Origin of the sequence: Pseudomonas sp. 22082, from assembly GCF_052046055.1 — a bacterium.
In the GTDB taxonomy this organism is placed as follows: domain Bacteria; phylum Pseudomonadota; class Gammaproteobacteria; order Pseudomonadales; family Pseudomonadaceae; genus Aquipseudomonas; species Aquipseudomonas pharyngis.
In genome coordinates, this window is record NZ_JBQEQB010000025.1 from 89,605 (window position 1) to 113,016 (window position 23,412).

General features: G+C 62.3%; 20 protein-coding genes. 9 read left to right on the forward strand and 11 right to left on the reverse strand.

The window, feature by feature from the left end; all coding sequences use genetic code 11:
• Window positions 1–28: 28 nt before the first annotated feature.
• Window positions 29–1,357 (reverse strand): tRNA (N6-isopentenyl adenosine(37)-C2)-methylthiotransferase MiaB, encoded by a 1,329-nt coding sequence (miaB, locus tag ACTJK9_RS24925; RefSeq protein WP_064382169.1) that lies wholly within the window; start codon window positions 1,355–1,357, stop codon window positions 29–31.
• 132 nt (window positions 1,358–1,489) lie between these two features.
• Between miaB and ACTJK9_RS24930 the strand changes: the two genes are divergently transcribed.
• Window positions 1,490–1,819, forward strand: coding sequence for a DUF1820 family protein (locus tag ACTJK9_RS24930; protein WP_027617776.1), 330 nt, complete (start codon window positions 1,490–1,492; stop codon window positions 1,817–1,819).
• Window positions 1,820–1,930: 111 nt separating this feature from the next.
• Here ACTJK9_RS24930 and ACTJK9_RS24935 read toward each other — a convergent pair whose 3' ends face one another.
• The 4 genes from ACTJK9_RS24935 to ACTJK9_RS24950 all read right to left on the reverse strand — a co-directional run bounded on the left by ACTJK9_RS24935 (window position 1,931) and on the right by ACTJK9_RS24950 (window position 5,451).
• Complete coding sequence (locus tag ACTJK9_RS24935) at window positions 1,931–2,485, reverse strand: tetratricopeptide repeat protein (protein ID WP_003228518.1); 555 nt, start codon at window positions 2,483–2,485, stop codon at window positions 1,931–1,933.
• A gap of 226 nt (window positions 2,486–2,711) precedes the next feature.
• The gene (gene hemL / locus ACTJK9_RS24940) at window positions 2,712–3,995 is read right to left on the reverse strand and encodes a glutamate-1-semialdehyde 2,1-aminomutase (RefSeq protein WP_440816946.1); all 1,284 of its coding nucleotides are present in this window, start codon (window positions 3,993–3,995) and stop codon (window positions 2,712–2,714) included.
• A 10-nt stretch (window positions 3,996–4,005) separates the two neighbouring features.
• The gene (thiE, locus tag ACTJK9_RS24945) at window positions 4,006–4,629 is read right to left on the reverse strand and encodes a thiamine phosphate synthase (RefSeq protein ID WP_085612558.1); all 624 of its coding nucleotides are present in this window, start codon (window positions 4,627–4,629) and stop codon (window positions 4,006–4,008) included.
• A 24-nt stretch (window positions 4,630–4,653) separates the two neighbouring features.
• Window positions 4,654–5,451, reverse strand: coding sequence for a hydroxymethylpyrimidine/phosphomethylpyrimidine kinase (locus ACTJK9_RS24950; protein ID WP_039771996.1), 798 nt, complete (start codon window positions 5,449–5,451; stop codon window positions 4,654–4,656).
• Between the two features lie 304 nt (window positions 5,452–5,755).
• On the opposite strand from ACTJK9_RS24950, the gene ACTJK9_RS24955 reads away from it, so the two are divergent.
• The 4 genes from ACTJK9_RS24955 (at window position 5,756) to ACTJK9_RS24970 (ending at window position 12,249) form a co-directional block, all read left to right on the forward strand.
• On the forward strand, window positions 5,756–8,104 hold the full coding sequence (locus ACTJK9_RS24955) for a 7TM diverse intracellular signaling domain-containing protein (protein ID WP_440816949.1): 2,349 nt from the start codon (window positions 5,756–5,758) through the stop codon (window positions 8,102–8,104).
• A 95-nt stretch (window positions 8,105–8,199) separates the two neighbouring features.
• On the forward strand, window positions 8,200–9,849 hold the full coding sequence (locus ACTJK9_RS24960) for an acyl-CoA dehydrogenase family protein (protein WP_440816952.1): 1,650 nt from the start codon (window positions 8,200–8,202) through the stop codon (window positions 9,847–9,849).
• Window positions 9,850–10,041: 192 nt separating this feature from the next.
• Window positions 10,042–11,541, forward strand: coding sequence for an AMP nucleosidase (gene amn, locus ACTJK9_RS24965; RefSeq protein WP_178076482.1), 1,500 nt, complete (start codon window positions 10,042–10,044; stop codon window positions 11,539–11,541).
• A gap of 72 nt (window positions 11,542–11,613) precedes the next feature.
• A complete protein-coding gene (locus ACTJK9_RS24970; protein WP_085612563.1) occupies window positions 11,614–12,249 on the forward strand; it encodes a pseudouridine synthase in 636 nt (211 codons plus the stop codon).
• Here ACTJK9_RS24970 and ACTJK9_RS24975 read toward each other — a convergent pair.
• A complete protein-coding gene (locus ACTJK9_RS24975) occupies window positions 12,244–12,453 on the reverse strand; it encodes a DUF2788 domain-containing protein (protein ID WP_003228500.1) in 210 nt (69 codons plus the stop codon). The genes ACTJK9_RS24970 and ACTJK9_RS24975 overlap by 6 nt on opposite strands.
• 106 nt (window positions 12,454–12,559) lie before the next feature.
• Window positions 12,560–13,039, reverse strand: a complete 480-nt coding sequence (locus tag ACTJK9_RS24980) for an Lrp/AsnC family transcriptional regulator (RefSeq protein ID WP_008081091.1) — start codon at window positions 13,037–13,039, stop codon at window positions 12,560–12,562.
• Between the two features lie 455 nt (window positions 13,040–13,494).
• Here ACTJK9_RS24980 and ACTJK9_RS24985 point away from each other — a divergent pair, with 455 nt between their 5' ends.
• Entirely contained in the window at window positions 13,495–14,544 is a 1,050-nt protein-coding gene (locus tag ACTJK9_RS24985) for a DUF6515 family protein (protein WP_085612564.1), read from the forward strand.
• Here the strand turns inward: ACTJK9_RS24985 and ACTJK9_RS24990 are convergent.
• Together ACTJK9_RS24990 and ACTJK9_RS24995 are read right to left on the reverse strand one after the other, a co-directional pair.
• Entirely contained in the window at window positions 14,538–15,434 is an 897-nt protein-coding gene (locus ACTJK9_RS24990; protein ID WP_221398161.1) for a cation diffusion facilitator family transporter, read from the reverse strand. The two genes, ACTJK9_RS24985 and ACTJK9_RS24990, sit on opposite strands and share 7 nt — an antisense overlap.
• Window positions 15,435–15,449: 15 nt before the next feature.
• Entirely contained in the window at window positions 15,450–15,869 is a 420-nt protein-coding gene (locus ACTJK9_RS24995; RefSeq protein WP_039771823.1) for a hypothetical protein, read from the reverse strand.
• A gap of 108 nt (window positions 15,870–15,977) precedes the next feature.
• Here ACTJK9_RS24995 and hrpB point away from each other — a divergent pair, with 108 nt between their 5' ends.
• On the forward strand, window positions 15,978–18,497 hold the full coding sequence (gene hrpB / locus ACTJK9_RS25000) for an ATP-dependent helicase HrpB (RefSeq protein ID WP_440816958.1): 2,520 nt from the start codon (window positions 15,978–15,980) through the stop codon (window positions 18,495–18,497).
• Window positions 18,498–18,579: 82 nt separating this feature from the next.
• On the opposite strand, the gene ACTJK9_RS25005 is transcribed toward hrpB, so the two are convergent.
• Both ACTJK9_RS25005 and ACTJK9_RS25010 read right to left on the reverse strand, forming a co-directional pair.
• Window positions 18,580–18,909, reverse strand: coding sequence for a hypothetical protein (locus tag ACTJK9_RS25005; RefSeq protein WP_143492474.1), 330 nt, complete (start codon window positions 18,907–18,909; stop codon window positions 18,580–18,582).
• Between the two features lie 185 nt (window positions 18,910–19,094).
• A complete protein-coding gene (locus ACTJK9_RS25010; RefSeq protein WP_085612568.1) occupies window positions 19,095–20,009 on the reverse strand; it encodes a LysR family transcriptional regulator in 915 nt (304 codons plus the stop codon).
• A gap of 239 nt (window positions 20,010–20,248) precedes the next feature.
• Between ACTJK9_RS25010 and ACTJK9_RS25015 the strand changes: the two genes are divergently transcribed.
• Window positions 20,249–21,742, forward strand: coding sequence for an aldehyde dehydrogenase (locus ACTJK9_RS25015; protein WP_440816961.1), 1,494 nt, complete (start codon window positions 20,249–20,251; stop codon window positions 21,740–21,742).
• Between the two features lie 32 nt (window positions 21,743–21,774).
• Window positions 21,775–23,145: an aspartate aminotransferase family protein gene (locus ACTJK9_RS25020; RefSeq protein ID WP_440816963.1), complete on the forward strand. Its 1,371-nt coding sequence runs from the start codon at window positions 21,775–21,777 to the stop codon at window positions 23,143–23,145.
• Window positions 23,146–23,412 lie beyond the last annotated feature (267 nt).

The following is a 23,412-nucleotide window of genomic DNA, read 5'->3' on the forward strand; positions in this document are numbered from 1 at the left end:
CCCGCTCCCACAAGGGAAATATGCGGTGTTACTGGATCAGCGAGCCGCGCAGCGAGTGCGGTTGCGCCGCGTCGATGTGCACGTCGGCGAACTGGCCGATCAGTGTGGGATTGTCGCAGCGGAAGTTGACGATACGGTTATTCTCGGTGCGCCCTTGCAGTTCGCCCGGGTCTTTCTTCGAATAATCGGTCACCAGAATCCGCTGGATCGAACCGACCATTTGTCGGCTGATCTCGAACCCTTGCTGATTCAAACGGTGCTGCAAGGCGTTCAGGCGTTCTTTCTTCAGTTCTTCCGGGGTGTCGTCGGCCAGATCGGCGGCCGGGGTGCCCGGGCGCTGGCTGTAGACGAACGAGTAGGAAAAGTCGAAACCGACGTCGGCAATCAGCTTCATGGTCTGTTCGAAGTCTTTCTCGGTTTCGCCCGGGAAGCCGACGATGAAGTCCGAGCTGATGCAGATCCCCGGTACGGCGGCGCGCAATTTGCGCAGCTTGGATTTGTACTCCAGCGCCGTGTGGTTGCGCTTCATCGCGGCCAGGATCCGGTCCGAACCCGACTGCACCGGCAAGTGCAGGTGCTTGACCAGTTCCGGCACTTCGGCGTGGGCCTGGATCAGGCTGTCGGAGAACTCCAGCGGGTGCGAAGTGGTGTAGCGAATGCGGTCGATGCCGTCGACCGCCGCGACCACACGGATCAATTCCGCCAGATCCGCCAGGCGACCGTCGTGGGTCAACCCGCGATAACCGTTGACGTTCTGCCCCAGCAGGGTCACTTCACGCACACCGTTTTCGGCCAGGTGGATGATCTCGGCGATCACGTCGTCGAACGGGCGGCTGACTTCTTCGCCGCGGGTGTAAGGCACCACGCAGAACGTGCAGTACTTGCTGCAGCCTTCCATCACCGACACGTAGGCGCTGGGGCCGTCGATGCGCGGCTCGGGCAGATGGTCGAATTTTTCGATTTCCGGGAACGAGACGTCGACTTGCGGCAGCTTGCTGATGCGCGCGGCGTCGATCATTTCCGGCAGGCGGTGCAGGGTCTGCGGGCCGAATACCACGTCGACGTACGGGGCGCGATCACGGATCGCCGCGCCCTCCTGGCTGGCCACGCAACCGCCGACGGCGATCACCATGTCCGGGTTCGCCAGTTTCAGTTCGCGCCAGCGGCCGAGCTGGGAGTACACCCGGTCCTGGGCGCGTTCGCGAATCGAGCAGGTGTTGAGCAGAATCACGTCGGCATCTTCGGCGCGCGCCGTGACTTCCAGGGCCTGGTGTTCGCCCAGCAGATCGACCATGCGCGAGCTGTCGTACTCGTTCATCTGGCAACCGTGGGTTTCGATGTAAAGCTTCTTGGCCATGGAATAGGGTCGTCACGTGGTTCAAAGAACCGCGCATTATAGGGAACATGTCCCCAGGTTCCTACCGCTGTGCGTCCGGTGGCTATGCTATAGTTCGCGCCCTCATTTTTACCCCGATGCTGTCTGCCCGCCATGACCAAACGCGAAGCTCCAATCTACAAGGTGATTTTCCTCAACCAGGGCCAGGTGTTCGAAATGTACGCCAAACAGATCTATCAAAGTGATCTGTGGGGCTTCCTGGAAGTGGAAGAGTTCGTCTTTGGCGAGCGCACGCAAGTGGTCGTCGACCCGAGCGAAGAAAAGCTCAAGGCGCAGTTCGAAGGCGTGGTGCGCAGCTTTGTGCCGATGCACTCGATCGTACGCATCGACGAGGTCGAGCGTCTGGGAACGCCGAAGATCAGCGAAGCCCGTGGCGGCGTTGGTAACGTGATGCCGTTTCCGATGCCGATGCCTGAGAAGTAAACCGTAAGACCGAGTCGCCTCATTCGCGAGCAAGCCCGCTCCCACAGGGGAATGCAATCCAATGTGGGAGCGGGCTTGCTCGCGAAGAGGCCAGAAAAATCTATAGAGAAATCAGGGCAGGGGCGAGAACGGCGTACGCCCGTCGGCGCTTTGCAGTTCCATCAGGTATTTACGGAAAATTTGCCCGAGCACCTGGGTCGCGGTTTCGAGATCTTCGCGGGACATTTTTTCGGAGACTTCGTCGGCGGTGTCCAGTGCATCTTCTGCGCCGTTGACCGCCGCCATCTTCAGCACAATGTACGCCTGAATGTTGTTGGCCTGCACGCCTTCGCCGTGGAAGAACATGGTGCCGAGCTTGAACTGCGCCTGGGCATGGCCCTGCAGCGAGGCCTTTTCGAAATAGCTCAGGGCTTGATTGAGGTCGCGCGGCGCATTCTTGCCGTCGTAGTAGAACTCACCCAACTCGTATTGCGCTTGCGCATCCCCTTCATCCGCTGCCTTTTGGCAGGCGGCGAGGGCCTGCGTGACATCTTGCGGCTGAGTATTGAGGGTGCAGCGACCCATCGCCGGGATCAACAACGAGTTGCCGCCTGCTTGTGCATGTGCGAGCAGCGGCTGAAGGAGCAACAGGCAGCCCAAGGCAAGGGTGCGGCCGGTGCGGTTCATGGGAATCGACTTACCTCTGAAGGGCGCGCGGACCCGTCGAGGGATCCAATAAGCGCGCATTATGAAATAAGCAGGGCCATCCTTACAAAGTCTTTACTCGATTTTCTGCTGCGCGGGAAATATATCGCCCACTTTATGGGAGATTTTTGGCAGGCGTGTCGGAAAAGGCGTGCAGATGTAGGAGAACGCTGACGCTGGCAATGGCCAACGTCAGCGGCGGGGCGTTTTACCTCAACTTGGCGAAGGCGCGTTCGGCGGCGTCGAGGGTCAGTTTCAGCTCGGCTTCGCCATGGGCGATCGAGGTGAAACCGGCTTCGAAGGCGCTCGGTGCCAGGTACACGCCACCTTCCAGCATCAGGTGGAAGAAGCGGCCGAACAGCGCTGCATCGCTGGCCATTACGTCTTCAAACGTAACAATGTCGTCGGCACCGCTGAAGTACAGACCGAACATGCCGCCCGCCTGGGTGGTCACGAACGGAATGCCGGCGGCATCGGCGCGCTGTTGCAGGCCGTCGAGCAGACGCGTGGTGTAATCGGTCAGCTCGGCGTGGAAACCCGGACGGCTGATCAGGCGCAGGGTGGTCAGGCCGGCGGCCATCGCCAGCGGGTTGCCCGACAGGGTGCCTGCCTGATAGACCGGGCCCAGCGGCGCGATGCGCTCCATGATCGAGCGCTTGCCGCCGAAGCAGCCGACCGGCATGCCGCCGCCGATGATCTTGCCGAAGGTGGTCAGGTCCGGGGTCACGCCGTAGTAGGCCTGGGCACCGCCGAGGGCGACGCGGAAACCGGTCATCACTTCGTCGAAAATCAGCACCACGCCGTGCTTGTCGCACAGGCTGCGCAGGCCTTCGAGGAAACCCGGCGCCGGCGGTACGCAGTTCATGTTGCCGGCCACTGGCTCGACGATGATGCACGCGACGTCCTGGCCGACTTCGGCGAGCATTTTTTCAACCGCGTCGATGTCGTTGAACGGCAGGGTCAGGGTGTGTTTGGCGAACGCTGCCGGCACACCGGCCGAGCTTGGTACGCCTTGGGTCAGTGCGCCGGAGCCGGCCTTGACCAGCAGGCTGTCGGAGTGACCGTGGTAGCAGCCTTCGAACTTGATGATGCTGTCGCGGCCGGTGAAACCACGGGCCAGACGGATCGCGCTCATGGTCGCTTCGGTGCCGGAGCTGACCATGCGCACCATCTCCATCGACGGCACTAGCGAGCAGACCAGATCGGCCATCTCGGTTTCCATCGCGGTCGGCGCGCCGTAGGACAGGCCGTGCTGTAACTGGTTACGCACTGCGTCCAGCACGTCCGGGTGGCTGTGGCCGAGGATCATCGGGCCCCAGGAGCCGACGTAATCCACATAACGCTTGTCGTCTTCGTCAGTGACGTAGGCGCCTTCGGCGTGCTTGAAGAACAGCGGCGTGCCGCCAACGCTCTTGAACGCGCGCACCGGCGAGTTCACGCCACCGGGAATGTGTTTCTGGGCGTTGGCAAACAGGGTTTCGGAACGAGACATGATCGGGCTCTCAGACTTTTAATAATTCATTGAAGGCGCGGGCGCGGCGGGTCACTTCGGCGCTGCTGTCGGCGCCGAACAGGCCATGGACCACGGCCAGCAGATCGACACCGTGCGCCACCAGCGGCGCGGCGTTGTCGAGGGTGATGCCGCCAATCGCGCAGATCGGCAGGTGCAGGGTGCGTTTGGCCTCGTCGAGCAGATCGAGGCTGCAACTCGGTGCACCGGGTTTGGTGTTGGAATTGAAGAACCGACCGAAGGCGACGTAACTCGCGCCTTCCCTGGCGGCCTGTTCGGCCAGTTCCAGCTGCGCGTGGCAGGTCGAACCGATGATCGCCTTGGAGCCGAGCAGGGCGCGGGTCGGCGACAGCGGGCCGTCGGTCTGGCCCAGGTGCACGCCGACGTTGAGGCGCGCGGCCAGTTCGGCGTCATCGTTGATGATCAGTTGCGTCTTGTAGCGCTCGCACAGATCGCGCAGGGCTTCGGCCTCACGCAGACGGCGAGCCTCGTCGCTGCTCTTGTCGCGGTATTGCAGCAGGGTGACGCCGCCTTCCAGCGCCGCCTCCACGTAGGACAGAAACTTGCCGGCCAGCAACTGGCTGTCGGTGATGGCATACAGGCCACGTAGTTTCATCGCGCAGACCTCAGGCTCGGAACATCAGGAACAGAAATCCAGCGGCAGACGACGCGGCACGAACTGGCCTTTGCCCAGCTGTTCGGCATCGCGCAGGGTGCGCCAGGTGTAATCCAGCGCAGTACGCACCGCGCTGGCGAGGTTTTCGCCCAGTGCCAGGCGGCCGGCGAGGGTGCTGGCCAGGGTGCAGCCGGAACCGTGATAGCTGCCCGGCAGGCGCTGGCACTTGAAGGTTTCGCGCAGACCGTCGCGGCTGTACAGGCGGTTGTGGATTTCGGTTTCGTCGCCGTGACCGCCGGTGATCAGCAGGTTCTTGATGAACGGCAGGAGTTTTTCAGCGCACTCGTCCGCGGTGCCTTCCGGCAGTTCGGCAAGGATCCGGGCTTCGGGAAGGTTGGGGGTGGCGATGATCGACAGCGGCAGCAGGCGTTCGCGCATGGCGTAGCCGACTTCGTCCTTGCCCAGGCGTCCGCCGCCGCCGGCACGCAGCACCGGGTCGCAGACCACTGGCAAGTGCGGGTGCGCCTGGAGCAGTTCGACGACGGTGTCGACCATTTCCAGGGAACCGAGCATGCCCAGTTTCACCGCCGCGACTTCGGAGTCGTTGAGCACGGCATTGGCCTGGGCCAGTACCCACTCACGGTCGAGGACGCGAAAGTCGGTGACGTTGACGGTGTCTTGCACGGTCAGGGCGGTGACGGCCGGAGCCGCATGGCAACCCTGAGCGAGCAGGGCTTCGATATCTGCCTGCAGGCCGGCGCCACCACTGGGGTCGTGGCCGGAGAGACAGAGGACAACGGGGCGTGAGCTGTAGATATTCATGGTGCGCGAGCTTACCACCAAACCTGTTTTCCGGGTGTTGTGGCGCAGTGCGCGGCCGATAACCCGGGTAGCGAGATCCACAGCGCTTGTCACAATCTGACCGAGCCAACAGCTCTAGCCCGGTGTTTTGCTCTGGAACGCCCGTTCTAGAGCCTTTGTGGGAAAAATTTCCATGGTGCTCAATGGCCATCAACGGCTATGCTAGAGTGGATCCAAACCAATAACAGGTAATACCGGTTTTACGTCATCTCAAAGGGAATGGGGGGCTTCCTGACACAACCGGCCAAGCCACGCTGGGGCTTCAATGCGCTATTTGTTGATGTTGCTGTTCTGCTTGCCCCTCCTGGCAAGCGCCGTCGAGTTCGACGAGTTCACCCAGAGCCTCCCGCTGGGTCGATCCCTGCAAGTGTTCGAAGACCCGAGCGGTCAGGCGAGCATTGCCGACGTCCGCGCGCAAGCCGCCGCCGGAAACTTCAAACCCCATGACAAAGCCACGCTCAATGCCGGTTATTCGCGCTCGGCGTTCTGGCTGAAGATCGACCTGCATTACCGCCCGACCAACCCGTCGGCGCAGCGCAGCTGGCTGCTGGAACTGGCGTATCCGCCGCTCGATCATCTCGACCTGTATCTGCCCGATGCGGCCGGTGACTACCGTCTGGTGCGACAGACAGGGGACGCCTTGCCGTTCGCCAGTCGCGAGATCCGCCAGAACAATTACCTGTTCGACCTGGCGTTCAAGCCGGATCAGCAACGAACCGTTTACCTGCGGTTGTCCAGCGAAGGCTCGATCCAGGCGCCGGTGACGTTGTGGTCGAGCACCGCGTACCTTGAAGACCAGCCGGTGCGCCTGTACGTGCTGGGGATCATTTATGGCGTGCTGCTGGGGATGCTGGTCTACAACCTGTTCATCTACCTCAGCGTGCGCGACACCAGTTACCTCTATTACATCTTCTATATCGCTTCGTTCGGCCTTTATCAGCTCTCGGTCAACGGCGCGGCGGTCGAGTATTTCTGGCCGGATAACCCGTGGTGGGCCAACGCCGCCACGCCGTTCTTCATCGGTTGTGCGGGGCTGTTCGGCAGCCAGTTCGCCCGCAGTTTCTTGCAGACGAAGAACCACAGCCGTTGGCTCGATCGTCTGCTGATCGCCCTGATTGTTTTTGGCGCCGTGGTGATCGGTCTGTCGTTGATGACCAGTTATGGCCTGGCCCTGCGTTTGGCGACGACCCTGGCCCTGACCTTTACCGTGGTGATCTTCGCCGCCGGGATCCTCGCCTGGTGGCGCGGTCTGCGGGTGGCGCGCTATTTCATCATTGCCTGGTCGGCGTTCCTGATCGGCGGCATCGTCAACACCATGATGGTGCTGGGTTTGCTGCCGAATGTGTTCCTGACCATGTACGCCAGCCAGATCGGTTCGGCCATCGAAGTGGCGCTGCTGTCACTGGCCCTGGCCGACCGCATCAACGCCATGCGCGAACAACAGGCGCAGACCCTGTTCGACGCCGGCCAGAAACTTGAAGTGCTGAACCAGCAATTGGCCCACAGCAACAAGCTCAAGGACGAATTCCTCGCGACCCTGACCCACGAACTGCGCACGCCGATGAACGGGGTGATCGGTTCGCTGGAGCTGATGCAGACCGTCGAACTCGATCCGGAGCTGGAGCAATACCAGCAGACCGCCGCCGGTTCAGCGCGGGACATGATGCGCATGGTCAACGGCATCCTGACCCTGACCGAATTGCAGGCCGGCAAGCTCAAAGCCACGCCGGGCAGTTTCAGCCTGCGCGGGGTGGTCGAGGCGTTGCGGATTCAGTTCGATGGCAATGCTTCGAGCAAGTCGCTGGACTTCAAGGTCGACGTGCTGCCGACCCTGCCGGATCGCCTGCACGGCGACAGCGCCAAACTCGCGCAATGCCTGGAATGCCTGCTGGACAACGCGATCAAGTTCACCCGCGTCGGCGGCCTCGCCTTGCGGGTCACCGGCAAACCGTCGACGGACAATCGCCTGGCGCTGTCCTTCGCGGTGATCGACACCGGCATCGGTTTTACCGATCTGGGCGAGGCGACGATGTATCAGCGGTTCTTCCAGCTCGACGGCTCGATGACCCGCGAATATGGCGGGCTGGGCGTCGGCCTGGCGATCTGCCGTCAACTGGTGGAATTGCTCGGTGGCAAGCTCACGCACCGTTCCGAACCGGGGAGTGGCAGCCGCTTTCAACTGGATGTCGAGTTTAAGTTGCCGGAAGTTGAAGCCGTGCCGGTGTTCAGCCGCGACACCGTGCGCGCGCCGCAGGATTGCACCGTGCTGCTGGTGGACGACAACAGCGTCAACCAGTTGGTGATGCGCGGCATGTTGCTCAAGCTCGGATTTCGGGTGCGCACTGCCGACCACGGCGCGGCGGCGCTCGACTGTTTGCGGCGCGAGCGCTTCGATGCGGTGCTGATCGACTGCCAGTTGCCGCCGCTCGACGGGGCATCGCTGTGTTGCCAGATTCGTGACCTGCCGGGATGCGCTCATCTGCCGGTGTTCATGATCGCGCTGGGGGCGGATCGCGAGCATTGTGCCTCGGGTGGCTCGATCGACTACCTGAGCAAACCGGTGAAATTCGAGGATCTGCAGGTGGCGATGCAGCGGCGGGTGTTGAGTTGCTGACAGGGTGAAAGCGCCGGTATTTAGGCCGATATGACACTTTGATCGATTCCGGGGCGGTGCTTAACTGAAGCTCTGGCCGATCAAGGAGCCCCGTCATGAACCTGCATCAGTTCGCCGAAACCCACGAAGTCACCAACCAGCCACCGTCGCTGGACGGCACCAACCTCTACCGCATCGACCTGCCATTGCAGGAGTGGTCGCGGCGGTTCGGCGCCGGTTGGGCCGAGTCGCGGATCGACGCTTACGGCGCCTTGGCCGGCGGCCCGTTGATGGAGGCCGGGTTCCTCGCCAATCAAAACAAACCGGTGTTCGCCAGCCATGACCGCTACGGTCATCGCATCGATCTGGTGGAATTTCACCCGGCGTATCACGAGCTGATGCGCACCGCTATCGAACATGGCTTGACCTCGCTGCCCTGGGCTCATCCACAGGATGGCGCCCATGTCGCCCGCGCCTCCATGACCTACCTGCACAGCCAGGCCGAGGCCGGCAGCGGTTGCCCGCTGACCATGACCTTCGCCAGTGTCCCCGCGCTGCGTTTACAGCCGAATCTGGCTGAGCAATGGCTGCCGAAAGTCCTTGCCACCGAATACGACCCGCGCAATGTCGGCATGGCCCACAAGGCTGGCGTAACCATCGGCATGGCGATGACCGAGAAGCAGGGCGGCACCGACGTGCGCGCCAACACCACCAAGGCTTATCCGGTCGGCGCCAGTGGCCCGGGCCAGGCTTATGAACTGGTGGGGCACAAGTGGTTCTGTTCGGCGCCGATGTGTGATGCGTTCCTGACGCTGGCGCAGACCGACAAGGGCCTGAGCTGTTTCCTGCTGCCGCGCCATCGTCCGGACGACACGCGCAACCAGTTCTACATCCAGCGTCTGAAGAACAAGCTCGGCAACCAGTCCAACGCCTCCAGCGAAGTGGAGTTCCGTGGTGCGCTGGCGTGGATGGTCGGCGAGGAAGGACGCGGCGTGCCGACCATCATCGAGATGGTGGCGATGACCCGTTTCGACTGCATGGTCGGCTCCAGCTCGCTGATGCGTCAGGCGCTGACCCAGGCCAGCCATCACTGCGCCCATCGCAAGGTCGGCGGCAAACTGCTCAGCGAACAACCGCTGATGCAGAACGTGCTGGCCGATCTGGCGCTGGAAAGCGAAGCCGCGCTGGCTCTGAGCCTGCGCATGGGCAAGGCGCTGGATCATCTGGACGACGGCCATGAAGCGCAGTTCGCCCGGCTGGTGACAGCGGTGGGCAAATACTGGATCTGCAAACGTGCGCCGGGGATGATCAACGAAGCCGCCGAGTGTATGGGCGGCGCCGGGTATGTCGAAGACAGCATTCTGCCGCGTCTGTACCGCGAGGCACCGGTGAACTCGACGTGGGAAGGCTCCGGCAATGTGCAATGCCTCGACGTGCTGCGCGCCTTGTCGAAAGAGCCGGGCGTGCTCGATGTGTTGTTCAGCGAGTTGGGCGACGGCCATGGAGACAAGCGTCTGGCCGCGCACATTCAGCAATTGCAGGCGCAGTTCAAGGACACCAGTGACATTCAGTACCGCGCTCGGCAATTGACCGAAGACATCGCTTTGGGACTGCAAGCTAAGCTGCTGCTGGAGGCCGGGAATTCGGCGGTCAGCGATGCTTTTATCGCCAGTCGCCTGAGCGGTGGCGGCCGGGTCTACGGCGCGTTGCCGCGTGGGCTGGATGTCGAGGCCATCGTCGCTCGCTCGACACCGCAGGGTTTCTGAAGCAAATCTCCCACACACTGCAATACCCTGTGGGAGCTGGCTTGCCAGCGATGACGGCCTGTCAGTCAACATCGATGTTGAATGTGATGGCCTCATCGCGGGCAAGCCCGCTCCCACAGGTATCTTCATTGTTTGAAAGATTAGGGTGAACCCACAACGCCACTGTTTCCGTGACGCCACGATGCAGGCAAGATGAAGCCCTGCAAGTCAGAACACAGGAAGCTGATCGTGACCGAAGCGTTTATTGTCGTTCAAACCGCCGAACAGGCCGTGGATCGTCTGGCCGAGCTGCATGAGCAGGCCACCACGGCGCTGAACTCGGCGCTCAAGCGTTACCTCAAGGACCGCGTCGAGCCCGACGCCGAGCAACGTGCCCTGTTCCGTTATCCCGAACTGCGTCTGACCTACCACTGCCAGGGTGAAGTCCCGCAGACCACCCGCGCCTACGCCAAGGTGCAGCTGCCGGGCACCTACAGCGTGACCGTTACCCATCCGAAGGCGTTTCGCAAATACCTGCTCGAGCAGCTCACGCCGCTGATGCACGACTTCACCGTGACCGTCGAAGTCGGGGTCAGCGGGCAGAATATTCCGTACCCGTATGTGGTCGAGCAGGGCGATGAACTGGCCGGCTCCGGCGTCACGGCTGCCGTGCTGGCGCGAGTGTTCCCGAGTACCGACCTGTCCGCCGCCACCGATGGCATCGCCGATGGCCTCTACGACTGGGAAAACACCGATCCGCTGCCGCTGGCGCTGTTCGATGCGGCGCGCGTCGACTTCTCGCTTCGTCGTCTGGTGCACTACACCGGCAGTGACTGGCGCCATGTGCAGCCGTGGATTCTGCTGACCAACTATCACCGTTATGTCGACCAGTTCATCGTCCATGGCCTGGAACAACTGCGCCGCGACCCGCGCTTCGTGCGCATGGTGCTGCCGGGCAACGTGATCATCGAAAAAGGCATGGATCACGGCGAAGCCTCGGCAATTGCCGCCGGTGTGGTCTGGCACCGCTACCAGATGCCGGCCTATCACCTGATCGCCAGCGATGGCCACGGCGTGACCTTGGTCAACATCGGCGTCGGCCCGTCCAATGCCAAGAACATCACCGACCACCTGGCCGTGCTGCGTCCGCATTGCTGGCTGATGATCGGTCACTGCGGCGGCCTGCGTCAGTCGCAGACCATCGGCGACTACGTGCTGGCTCACGCTTACATGCGTCGCGACGGGATTCTCGACCGGGTGGTGCCGCCGAACATTCCGATTCCGGCCCTGGCCGAAGTGCAACTGGCGCTGCAACAAGCGGCGGCCAACATCACCGGCGAAAAAGGCGAAGAACTGAAGAAACGCCTGCGCACCGGCACCGTGCTGACCTACGACGACCGTAACTGGGAACTGCGTTGGGCCCAGGAGCGACCGCTGATCAACCTGTCCCGCGCCGTGGCGGTGGACATGGAAAGCGGCACCATCGCCGCCCAGGGTTATCGCCTGCGAGTGCCGTACGGCACGTTGCTGTGCGTTTCGGACAAGCCGCTGCACAGTGAAATCAAGCTGCCGGGTTCGGCCAACGCGTTTTACGAACGTGCGGTCAGTCAGCACTTGAAGATCGGCATTGAAGCGGTGGATCTGCTGCGCACCGAGCTCAACTCGCTGCACTCGCGCAAACTGCGCAGCTTCGACGAACCGCCGTTCCGCTAACGGTTTGTCATGGTCATTTGGCGGTCGGGGCACTAGCATTGTCAGCCCTGATCGCCAAATGCCTGTGCACTTATGTCCCGTCCCCAACGTCCACCTTCCCGCCGTCCCGGCGCGAAGCCAGCTTCTTCAGCCCCGCGCCGTGTCGCCAAGGCACCGCCCGCTGAGCCGAAGCTGATCCTGTTCAACAAACCGTTCGATGTGCTGACGCAGTTCAGCGACGGTGAAGGGCGGGCGACGCTCAAGGATTACATCGACATTCCGGGCATCTACCCGGCCGGGCGGCTGGACCGCGACAGCGAAGGTTTACTGCTGCTGACCAACGACGGCCAGTTGCAGGCGCGGATCGCCGACCCCAAGCACAAGCTGGCGAAAACCTATTGGGTGCAGGTCGAAGGCGTGCCGACAGCCGAGCAGTTGCAGCGCCTGCGTGACGGCGTCGAGCTGAATGACGGCATGACCTTGCCCGCGCAAGCGCGGCAACTGGATGAGCCCGAGCTGTGGCCGCGCAATCCGCCGGTACGCTTTCGCGCAACGATTCCGACAACCTGGCTGGAGCTGGTGATTCGCGAAGGGCGCAACCGCCAGGTGCGGCGGATGACGGCTGCGGTGGGGCTGCCGACGTTGCGGCTGGTGCGGGTCAGGATTGGTGACTGGACGATCGAAGGGCTCGATCAGGGCCAGTGGAAAGAAGTGCCGGCGCGCTTATAAGGCGCCGGACTCGATCAGGCCGATCACCACACTCTTGATGATGAACGCGGCCACGCCCAGGCCCAGCACGAAGAACAGAATGAACGAGCCGAAGCGCCCGGCCTTGGACTTCTTCGCCAGATCCCAGACGATGAAACCCATGAAAATGATCAGGATGCTGACAAGGCCAGTCATCATCCACTCTTCAAATACTGCTGGATCCATCGGGCATCTCCGGCGCTGCGCGGCTGAAAGGGCGGCCGGGAGTATACGCCAGCGGTGAACGACGCAGCATTGACCTGCGTCGGTGTGCCGCAGTCATTCGTCGATTTCAGTTGCGCAGGTGAGTCAGCGGCAGTTCGGTGCTGTTGAGCACCTGATTCAGCACAAAGCTCGAGCGCACGCTGGTCACGCCTTCGATCCGTGTCAGATGCCCCAGCAGCAGCTTCTGATAGTGATCCATGTCCGGCACCACCACTTTCAGCTGATAGTCGGCATCCACCCCGGTCACCAGGCTGCATTCCAGCACTTGCGGCAAAGTGCGGATTGCGGCTTCGAAGTTCTCGAAACGCTCCGGCGTGTGCCGGTCCATGCCGATCAGCACGTAGGCGGTCAGGCTCAGGCCGAGCATCTTGCGATCGAGCAGGGCAACCTGACGGGAGATGTAGCCGTCATCCTCCAGTTGCTTGACCCGGCGCGAGCACGGGGAGGGCGACAGACCGATGCGCTCGGCCAGTTCCTGGTTGGAGATGCGGGCGTCGCGCTGCAATTCCGCCAAAATACTCAGGTCGTAACGGTCGAGTTTGCTCATCAAACGGTCCTTTGTCTTAACTATTGCGGCGGATTATCTATCCAGGGTTAAAAATTGCGCAAGTGATGTTTATTTGAGCAATCTTCGCAATCATCTGTCGCAGCTCCGGGCCTATTCTTATCACCAGAATCACTGCTCGGTAACACAGTCCACTGCGGCCCGCCCAATCCGGCCCGCCGCGGCCGCCACCCCCACCGGGGTTGTGCCGGCCCCCGAGCTGCACACTGTCCAGAAGACGGCGTGAGGTGAGCCGACGTCAAAAGCGTCGAGCCAGGACGAAGTTCTCTAAAAGGGAGGCCGACGGGTCTCCCTTTTTTCTTGCCCGCGATTTGGCCCATCTCGCTCAATAAATAAATGGCGTGACTGATAACCTGTAGCAGAACCCGGTGTGTCCATTCCCGGTCTTAGCTACAAGCCCTCTTAATTTCAGGCGCTAGTCCGCAGTGAGGAATTTCATGAAGTCGCGCATCTGGCGTCTGGCCAGTGTTGGTTTTCTGTGTGTGAGTATCGGTGCGCAAGCGCTGGCGGATGAGCCGCAGAATCGCGGCCCCGACGGCGGCGGACGCGGGCCGGAGCATCAGGGTAACAATCCGGGGCATGGCGGCGGCAATCAGCAGCGCGGCCAAGACAATCCGCAGCGGCAGAACAACGACATCATCCGTGGCGACAATAGCCGCCAGTTCGAGCACAACGGCCAGCAGAACCGCGGCCAACCGAACAATGGCCAGTGGCAGAACCAGAACCAGCCACGTCCGGCCTACAACCCCAACCCGGTGCGCCAGCCGCCACCGCCGCCGCAACTGCCGGCCAATGACCTGCCGATCCAGCCGCGCCCCGACACCGTGCGCCAGACCCAGGAACCGCGTCAGGGTTACTACCGCGACGAGCGTCCGCAGAATGGTTATCACCAGAACTGGCAGACCGGCAACCGCCCCAACGACAACCGCTGGCCGGGTCGCCCCGACGGGCATGGCAACGGCTGGGGCCCCGGTCCGCAATACCGGCCGGGTCATGTAATCGATCGTTTCCCGGATCGCGACTACCGCGTGCCGTATCGCGGCCAGGACTATTTCTACTCCGGCGGCTACTGGTATCGCCCGCAAGGCCCGCGCTACATCGTGGTCCAACCGCCGCGCGGAATTCGCATCCAGTACCTGCCGGATTACGCTCGTGAGGTGTGGATCGGCGGTTCGCTGCTGTTCCTCGCCGCCGGCTCGTACTACGCCTATCAGGAAGCGACGCAGGATTACGTGGTGGTCGAACCGCCGGTGCAGCAACCACCGCAGCCGACCGGCAATGGCTACGACGTGGAGGCCTATCCGGCCAACGGTCAGTCACCGGAGCAGGTTCAGCGCGACGGGTACGAGTGTTATCAGTACGCGGTGCAGCAGAGCGGCTTCAATCCGCGCACCGCGACTTACCAACCGGCGCCCGAAGTGGTGCAGGCCTACCGCCAGGCCCAGGGCAATTGCCTGAGCAGTCGCGGTTATCAGGTCAACTACTGAGCCCGAGCGGCTTTGACCACTTCCTGCGGGTCGGCGTGCACCAGCACTTCGGCCCGTGGGTAGGCTTTGTGAATGGCATCTGCTGCCTGATCGCTGATGCCGTGAGCCACTGACAGCGTCAGTTCCCCCGGCAGTTCCAGGTGCAACTGCACGAACCAGTGATTGCCGGAAATCCGTGTGCGCAAATCATGCGCGCCCAACACGCCCGGCACGCTGCAGGCCAGTTCGAGCATGTGCTGACTGACATCCGCCGGCAGCTCTTCATCCATCAGCACCGAAAAACTTTCCCGGGCGATCTGGATCGCGCTCCATAGGATGTACGCCGCGATCCCCAGACCGAACCACGCATCCAGCTGCTCGAACCCCAGCCCGGCCAGCACCAGCGCAATCAGAATGCTGCCGTTGAGCAACAGGTCCGAACGGTAATGCAGCGAGTCCGCCCGCACGGCGTTGGAGCCGGTCTGCTTGATGACCCGATGCTGCAGCATCAATAGTGCGACAGTCAGCAGCAGGGAAAACACGATCACACCAATGCTCAGCCACGGCGCGCCGAGTGGCTCGGGATGTTTCAGGCGCTCATAAGCCTGAAACGCGATCAGCACCGCACTGCCGCCAATGAACAGCGCCTGCGCCATGCCCGCCAGGGATTCGGCCTTGCCGTGGCCATAACGGTGATCGTCATCCGCCGGGCGCAGCGCGTAGTGCACCGCCAGCAGATTGAGCAACGAAGTGACGCCATCGAGGGCTGAGTCGGTGAGGCCGGCGAGCATGCTCACCGAACCGCTCAGCCACCAGGCGATGGCTTTGGCGATGATCAGCGTACAGGCCACCGCCACCGAGGCGCGGGTCGCCAGCCGCAGCAGGCGGGCGTGTTCGGTGCTTGTGGTCATGGGTGCGTCAATTCCTTATGCGGCAGGTTGCAGGCCGAACATCGCCAGTTGCTGAGTGCTGCCCTTGTGCTGGATCAGGCGCGGGTCGTCCAGCGGCAGATTGCGGCCCAGCTCCGTTTCGAGAATAGCCTGCAACTTCAAGTTATCGACCTGGCCGTCCGGGCCGATGGCTTGCTTGAGCTTGGCCGGATCGACTTGCGCCGTGTGGCCCGGTTCGAAGTAGATCGCGCCGGTGGCGAAGTCCACGGCAAACGCGATCACGCCGGGAAGGATATAGAACAGCAGGCCCACGGCATCGAGCACGGCAATCGCCGGGTCGATCTTGCCGTCGATCTGGCCGCGCCGGTCGGGATAGAAAATCGAACCGCACGCGGTGATCTGAGTGAGCAGGGTGGCAACCAGTACACCGCCGATCAGGCGAAAAGGTAAGCGCATGGGAATCTCCTGAGTCATCTGTTAACGAAGCGTCATCGTGTGAAGTTAAGACCCTGACGAACGCCTGGCAGTTCGCCGTTATACTCGGCCCTCTGTTTTGGAGCCAGCATGAATTCGTTGCCGATCGATGACGTTTTACCCGCCCTGCGTGAAGCCCTCGCGACACGCCACGAAGCCGTGCTCGAAGCACCGCCCGGCGCCGGTAAAACCACCCGCGTGCCCTTGGCCCTGCTCAATGAAGCGTGGCTGAACGGGCAGACCATTCTCATGCTCGAACCGCGTCGGCTGGCCGCCCGCGCAGCCGCGGAACGGCTGGCCAGCGAGCTGGGCGAGAAGGTCGGTGAAACCGTCGGTTATCGCATCCGCCTCGACAGCAAGGTCGGCCCGAATACGCGCATCGAGGTGGTCACCGAAGGCATCCTCACCCGGCGTTTGCAGGACGACCCGGCGCTGGAAGGCGTGGGCCTGCTGATCTTCGACGAATTCCACGAACGCAGTCTCGACGCCGATCTGGCGCTGGCGCTCAGTCTGAACGGTCGCGAGCTGTTTCGAGCTGAACAACCGCTGAAGATTCTGCTGATGTCCGCCACCCTTGAAGGTGAACGTCTGGCCGGGCTGCTCGACGACGCGCCAATCCTGCGCAGCGAAGGCCGGATGTTCCCGGTGACGATGCGCTGGGGCCGGCCGTTCCAGCCCGGCGAATACATCGATCAACGCGTCACGCAAACGGTGCTCGAAGCGCTGCACGATGAAACCGGCAGCCTGTTGGTGTTTCTGCCGGGGCAGGCGGAAATCCGCCGTGTTCATCAGCAGCTGGTGGACGCCATCGGTGAGCGCAGCGACGTGTTGCTTTGCCCGTTGCACGGCGAACTCGACCTGAACGCACAGCGCGCCGCCATCGACCCGGCCCCGGCGGGTCAGCGCAAAGTGGTGCTGGCCACCAACATCGCCGAGACCAGCCTGACCATTAACGGCGTGCGCGTGGTAATCGACGCCGGGCTGGCGCGGGTGCCGCGTTTCGACCCGGGCAGCGGCATGACCCGCCTCGACACCCAACGCATCTCTAAAGCCAGTGCCACCCAGCGTGCGGGCCGGGCCGGGCGTCTGGAGCCGGGCGTGTGTTATCGCCTGTGGTCGCAGGACCAGCATGAGCAACTGGCGGCTTATGGCAGTGCGGAAATCCTCTCGGCGGATCTCGCCGGGCTGGCGTTGCAACTCGGACGCTGGGGCGTGGCGCCGAGTGATCTGATCTGGCTCGACGTGCCGCCGGCCGCCGCTTATGCACAGGCTCAAGACCTGTTGCAGCGCCTCGGTGCGCTGGACGGCGAAAGCCTCAACCGCCACGGTCAGGCCATGGCTGAATTGCCGGCACATCCGCGCATCGCCCATTTGCTGTTGCGCGGTCAGGCACTGGGATTGGCAAGCATGGCGTGCGACGTCGCCGCGTTGCTCGGCGAGCGCGACATTTTGCGTGGCGCCGGGGCCGATCTGCACAGTCGTCTGGCGCTGCTGTCCGGCGAAGAGCGCGCGGCTCGTGGTGCCCAGGGCGGCGTGCAGCGTGCCCGGCAACTGGCGCGACAATATCGCGGCTACCTGCGCGACAAGGCGAGCGAACCGGTCGCCGACCCGGATCACCCACGCTGGCTCGGCGCCTTGCTGGCGCTGGCCTACCCGGATCGCGTCGCCCAGCAGCGACGGGCCGGTGGTGCCGAATATCGTCTGGCCAACGGTCGCGCGGCGCTGTTCGCCGAAGCCGACAGCCTGATGAAGGAACCGTGGATCGTCATCGCCGACCTCGGCAGCCGCCAAGGCCAGCGTGAAGAGCGGATTTATCTGGCGGCGGATTTTGATCCGGCGCTGTTCGATTCGGTGCTCGCCGAACAGGTGCACAACGTCGATCAACTGGACTGGGACGAACGCGAAGGCGTATTGCGCGCCGAGCGTCAGCGCAAGGTCGGCGAACTGATCCTCAGCCGCGAGCCGCTGACTGGTCTCGACGAAAACGCCCGCAGTCAGGCGCTGGTCAATCTGGTGCGCCGCAAAGGTCTCGAGCTGCTGCCGTGGACTCCGGAATTGCGCCAGTGGCAGGCGCGAGTCGCGTTGCTGCGCCAGCTCGATCTGGACGCCAAGGGCGACAGCCAATGGCCGGATGTCAGCGACGCCACACTGCTGAAAACCCTCGAAGACTGGCTGATGCCTTATCTGGGCAAGGTCTCGCGCCTCAGTCATTTCGCCAACCTCGACCTGTCGAGCATCGTCCGTAATCTGCTGCCATGGCCGCTGCCACAACAGCTCGACGAACAGGCGCCGCATCACCTGAGCGTGCCGTCAGGCTCGTCGATTCGCCTCGACTACAGCGAGCAGCCACCGATTCTCGCGGTGCGCTTACAGGAGTTGTTCGGCCTCGCGGACACACCACGCATCGCCGGCGGCCGGCAAGTGGTCAAGCTGCACCTGCTGTCCCCCGCACGGCGCCCGGTGCAGGTGACGCAGGATCTGGCCAACTTCTGGCGCAGCACTTATGCCGAGGTGAAGAAGGATCTGAAGGGACGGTATCCAAAGCATTACTGGCCGGATGATCCGCTGGTGGCTGAAGCCACTGCTCGGGCAAAACCGCGCGGTACCTGATTTTTAGCGATTTGATTGGTAACCCGCCTGGTTATGCAAGGCGGGTTGCCTTGCCTCTCACCGTGGGTAGAAGCCGCTCCACCTAATAGCAAGCACGTCCACAAAAGGTGAGTGCCTCGACCTCCCCTTTTTTACTGCCGGACAGACGCCAACTGGTGAATTTTCCCGCTGGCAAATCTGTACGCTTGACGACTTCCATGTGGAGAGTACGAGCGTGAGGGTCATTGGTTTCCAGCATGATTTCATCTCCCTTCACTGAGAAATGATCATGTAGCAGGAGAACTCCAAAACGATTGATGTTCCCATGCCGTTCCAGCAATGCATGAAGCTCGCTAATGAAGGTTGTATCCTCCGGGCCAAGTGGTTTCGCCTCTGCGAAGGAAGGGGTGCTGGATTGAGTATCGTCATTCATGACATTTGACTCCCTAAAGTAATCAATGTGAGGACCGGTCAAATACATGGTCATAGGCTTACGCCGGCCATTGCAGTCCGGTTACATCAAGCTCCTTTCAGGTTGTCGCGTCTACTGTCAGAAATAACAGGTAGGTCGATTTAGCGATCAGCGGTCGCTGATAGCGATCTTTTGATTTTGAGCTTTCAAGCATTCGCCTTCGCGGTCAGCTGCTCTCGGCAATAATCGGCAAACAACTGCGCCGGTTTGGTCAGTTGCCCGCGCTTGAGCCACGCCGCCACCAGACCCGAGCCGGTGACGTCTTCGACGATGTCGACGCACACGACTTTCTTGCCGTCGTAGGTGCATTCCGAGTGCGGGCGGGTCACCAGGATCGAGAAGCCGAATCCCTGGCCGACCATGCCGCGCACCATTTCGATCGAAGGTGAGCTGAACTCGATGCGTGGCGACAGGCCGAGTTCTTCGAACAGGCTGACGAAGTAGGTGCGGCTCGGTTGCACGTCGAGCAGGATCATCGGTTCCAGGCACAAGTCCCGCAGCGAAACCTGCTTGAGCTGGGCGAAGCGGTGATCTGCCGGGAGCAGGGCGTAAGGCCGTTGGGCCGGCATCAGCGGTTCGGTTTCGATGGTGGCGTCGAGGTCGTGCTTGTACAGGATTGCCAGATCGAAGGTGCCCGAAGTCAGGCCTTGCACCAGTTCCTGTTGTTCGCCGTCGCGGATGCGGATCTTCACTCCCGGATACAGCGCCGAGAAGCCTGCAATCAGTTGCGGCAAGTACAGCGGCGCTACCGTTTCGAAACAGCCGATATCGATCTGTCCGGCCACCACGTCGTTGTCGGCGAGGGCGTTCTGTTCGAACTCCTTGGCCATGCGCAGCAGTTCCTGAGCCTTGCGGAAGAACCGCGCGCCGCTGGGTGTCAGGGACACGCCCTGGGCGTGATGGCGGATCAGCAGTTGCACGCCGAAGCTGTCTTCCAGCCCCTTGATCGCCGTGGAAATCGCCGGTTGCGCGATGTACAGCTTGCGCGACGCTTCGGCGACGCTGCCGCATTCGACGGTGGTGATGAAGTATTTCAACTGACGCAGATTGTAAGCGGCCACGGTGAACCTCAAAGCGAACGGATATCACATCCAAGCAATTTGTAAGCCGCCGGCCTCCGTTCTGTCGGCGGTTTTTTTGTCCCTGAACAATAGCCCCATACGCGCGCGAAGGGGCTATCGGCTGGTTACCTTTTTTATTGTCTGCGAAGACATTTTTACTGGTTTTAGCGCACACGGGCCTGAGCGACTATCGACCCCGCACTGTTCTCAAAAGAATAAAAGTCCAAGGAGCAACCACCGTGTTCGAGCTTGCAGACTGGCAGCGCAAGGCCGCTGAATTGAGCTATCCGTACCAGGCCGTGATCGACGGCAAATTGAGTGCGGCGCAGTCGGGACAGACCTTTGCCGCGATCAACCCGGCCACCGGCCAGCGGCTGGCAAACGTTGCCGCGTGCGGTGAAGAGGATGTCGACGCGGCGGTGCAGAATGCGCGGCAGGTGTTCGAGGCCGGCACCTGGGCCGGGCGTTCACCGACCGAGCGCAAGCAAGTGCTGCTGCGGCTGGCAGACCTGATTCTGGCCCATCGCGAAGAGCTGGCGCTGCTCGATTCGCTGAACATGGGCAAGCCGGTGATGGACGCTTACAACATCGACGTGCCGGGCGCCGCCGGGGTGTTTCGCTGGTACGCCGAAAGTCTCGACAAGCTCTACGATCAGGTCGCGCCGAGCGCCTCGAACGTGCTGGCGACCATCACCCGCGAAGCGCTGGGCGTGGTCGCGGCTGTGGTGCCGTGGAACTTCCCGCTGGACATGGCCGCGTGGAAGCTCGCGCCGGCGCTGGCGGCGGGCAACTCGGTGATTCTCAAACCCGCCGAACAATCGCCGTTCTCCGCGTTGCGTCTGGCCGAGCTGGCGCTGGAAGCCGGGCTGCCGGCCGGTGTGCTGAACGTGCTGCCGGGGCTCGGCGAACAGGCCGGCAAAGCCTTGGGCTTGCACCCGGATGTCGATTGCCTGGTGTTCACCGGCTCGACCCAGGTCGGCAAATATTTCATGCAGTACTCCGCGCAGTCGAACCTCAAACAAGTGTGGCTGGAGTGTGGCGGCAAGAGCGCCAATCTGGTGTTCGCCGACTGCAAGGATCTGGATCTGGCGGCGCAGAAAGCCGCGTTCGGGATCTTCTTCAATCAGGGCGAAGTCTGCTCGGCCAACTCGCGATTGCTGGTGGAGCGCTCGATTCATGACGAGTTCGTCGAGCGGCTGAAGGCTCAGGCCGAGCGCTGGCAACCGGGCGATCCGCTGGACCCGGCGAGTGCGGCCGGGGCAATCGTCGATACTCGTCAGACCGAAAGCATTTTGCGCTTCATCAACCAGGCCGAACGCGAAGGCGCGACCCGCGTCTGCGGCGGGCGGCAGCTGAGTTTCAACGGTTCGGACAACTTCGTGCAGCCAACGATTTTCACCGGCGTGCAGCCGCACATGACCCTGTTTCGTGAAGAAGTGTTCGGCCCGGTGCTGGCGGTGATTCCGTTCGATGACGAGGCCCATGCCGTGCAACTGGCCAACGACAGCGTCTACGGTCTGGCGGCGTCGCTGTGGACCGATGATCTGCACCGCGCGCACCGGGTGGCGCGGCAATTGCGAGCCGGTACGGTGTCGGTCAACAGCGTCGATGCGCTGGACGTGACCGTACCGTTCGGCGGCGGCAGGCAATCGGGTTTCGGCCGCGATCTGTCGCTGCACGCGTTCGACAAATACACCCAGTTGAAAACCACTTGGTTTCAACTGCGCTCATGACAGCCGCTCACAACAAGAAAGGAGATCCGGCGATGACCACCTCACGTGAAACCCGCGACTACCAGGCCGCCGATGCAGCGCACCACATTCATGCGTTCGTCGACCAGAAGGCCCTCAACGACGAAGGCCCACGGGTGATGGTGCGCGGTGAGCGTCTGCATCTGTGGGACAACGACGGTCGGCGCTACCTCGACGGCATGTCCGGGCTGTGGTGCACCAACCTCGGTTACGGGCGCAAGGATCTGAACGCCGCCGCGAGCCGGCAACTGGAGCAGTTGCCGTACTACAACATGTTTTTCCACACCACCCACCCGCAGGTGATCGAGCTCTCTGAGCTGCTGTTCAGCTTGCTGCCGGGGCACTACAGCCACGCGATCTACACCAACTCCGGCTCCGAGGCCAACGAGGTGTTGATCCGTACCGTCCGCCGTTACTGGCAGGTGCTGGGCAAGCCCGAGAAGAAAATCATGATCGGCCGCTGGAACGGCTACCACGGTTCGACCCTGGCGGCGACGGCCCTCGGTGGCATGAAGTTCATGCACGAAATGGGCGGGATGATTCCCGACATCGCGCACATCGACGAGCCGTACTTCTTCGCCCACGAAGGCAATCTGACCCCGGCAGAATTCGGCCTGCGGGCGGCGCAGCAACTGGAAGCGAAGATCCTTGAACTGGGCGCCGACAAGGTTGCCGGGTTCATCGCCGAACCGTTCCAGGGCGCGGGCGGGATGATCTTCCCGCCGGAAAGCTACTGGCCGGAAATCCAGCGTATCTGCCGCCAATACGACGTGCTGCTGTGCGCCGATGAAGTGATCGGCGGCTTTGGTCGCACGGGTGAATGGTTCGCCCACGAATACTTCGGTTTCGAGCCGGACACTCTGTCCATCGCCAAGGGTTTGACCTCCGGTTACATCCCGATGGGCGGGCTGATCCTGTCGAAGAAAATGGCCGACGTGCTGGTGGAGCAGGGCGGTGTATTCGCCCACGGTCTGACCTATTCCGGGCACCCGGTGGCGGCGGCGGTGGCGATTGCCAACCTCAAGGCATTGCGCGATGAAGGCGTGGTGACGCGGGTCAAGGATGACATCGGCCCGTACCTGCAACAGTGCCTGCGCGAGGTGTTCGGCAATCACCCGCTGGTGGGCGATATCCAGGGCACCGGCATGGTCGCGGCGTTGCAACTGGCCGAAGACAAGGCCACGCGCAAGCGCTTTGCCAATGAGAACGACATCGCCTGGCGCTGCCGCACGATTGGTTTTGAAGAGGGGGTGATCATTCGCTCGACGCTGGGGCGGATGATCATGGCGCCGGCGTTGATTGCCAGTCGTGAAGAGATTGACGAACTGGTGGGCAAGACCCTGAAAGCGGTTGATCGTACGGCGCAGGAATACGGTCGCCTCTGAGATATTCGTAAGGCTCAAGGGCCCCTTCGCGGGCAAGCCCGCTCCCACAGGGATCCCGAGCGTACACAATATTTGTGTTAGCCAAGAAACCTGTGGGAGCGGGCTTGCTCGCGATTGCGTCAGTCGACTCACCACTGTTTTAGCTGTCTTGCACCCCCTCCGGGCGCCCCCGCCCGATGCGCCCTTTCGCGGTGCGCACTACCCAGTTTTTTCATCGTTCGCGTCTAACTATTTCCTCGTTTTCCTGAGGCCAAGCCTGGGTCAACA

Bases quoted from the DNA above. Each gene is read 5' to 3' on its own strand.
- miaB (WP_064382169.1), bottom strand. From the start codon at position 1,357: ATGGCCAAGAAGCTTTACATCGAAACCCACGGTTGCCAGATGAACGAG.
- ACTJK9_RS24930 (WP_027617776.1), top strand. From the start codon at position 1,490: ATGACCAAACGCGAAGCTCCAATCTACAAGGTGATTTTCCTCAACCAG.
- ACTJK9_RS24935 (WP_003228518.1), bottom strand. From the start codon at position 2,485: ATGAACCGCACCGGCCGCACCCTTGCCTTGGGCTGCCTGTTGCTCCTT.
- hemL (WP_440816946.1), bottom strand. From the start codon at position 3,995: ATGTCTCGTTCCGAAACCCTGTTTGCCAACGCCCAGAAACACATTCCC.
- thiE (WP_085612558.1), bottom strand. From the start codon at position 4,629: ATGAAACTACGTGGCCTGTATGCCATCACCGACAGCCAGTTGCTGGCC.
- ACTJK9_RS24950 (WP_039771996.1), bottom strand. From the start codon at position 5,451: ATGAATATCTACAGCTCACGCCCCGTTGTCCTCTGTCTCTCCGGCCAC.
- ACTJK9_RS24955 (WP_440816949.1), top strand. From the start codon at position 5,756: ATGCGCTATTTGTTGATGTTGCTGTTCTGCTTGCCCCTCCTGGCAAGC.
- ACTJK9_RS24960 (WP_440816952.1), top strand. From the start codon at position 8,200: ATGAACCTGCATCAGTTCGCCGAAACCCACGAAGTCACCAACCAGCCA.
- amn (WP_178076482.1), top strand. From the start codon at position 10,042: ATGAAGCCCTGCAAGTCAGAACACAGGAAGCTGATCGTGACCGAAGCG.
- ACTJK9_RS24970 (WP_085612563.1), top strand. From the start codon at position 11,614: ATGTCCCGTCCCCAACGTCCACCTTCCCGCCGTCCCGGCGCGAAGCCA.
- ACTJK9_RS24975 (WP_003228500.1), bottom strand. From the start codon at position 12,453: ATGGATCCAGCAGTATTTGAAGAGTGGATGATGACTGGCCTTGTCAGC.
- ACTJK9_RS24980 (WP_008081091.1), bottom strand. From the start codon at position 13,039: ATGAGCAAACTCGACCGTTACGACCTGAGTATTTTGGCGGAATTGCAG.
- ACTJK9_RS24985 (WP_085612564.1), top strand. From the start codon at position 13,495: ATGAAGTCGCGCATCTGGCGTCTGGCCAGTGTTGGTTTTCTGTGTGTG.
- ACTJK9_RS24990 (WP_221398161.1), bottom strand. From the start codon at position 15,434: ATGACCACAAGCACCGAACACGCCCGCCTGCTGCGGCTGGCGACCCGC.
- ACTJK9_RS24995 (WP_039771823.1), bottom strand. From the start codon at position 15,869: ATGCGCTTACCTTTTCGCCTGATCGGCGGTGTACTGGTTGCCACCCTG.
- hrpB (WP_440816958.1), top strand. From the start codon at position 15,978: ATGAATTCGTTGCCGATCGATGACGTTTTACCCGCCCTGCGTGAAGCC.
- ACTJK9_RS25005 (WP_143492474.1), bottom strand. From the start codon at position 18,909: ATGAATGACGATACTCAATCCAGCACCCCTTCCTTCGCAGAGGCGAAA.
- ACTJK9_RS25020 (WP_440816963.1), top strand. From the start codon at position 21,775: ATGACCACCTCACGTGAAACCCGCGACTACCAGGCCGCCGATGCAGCG.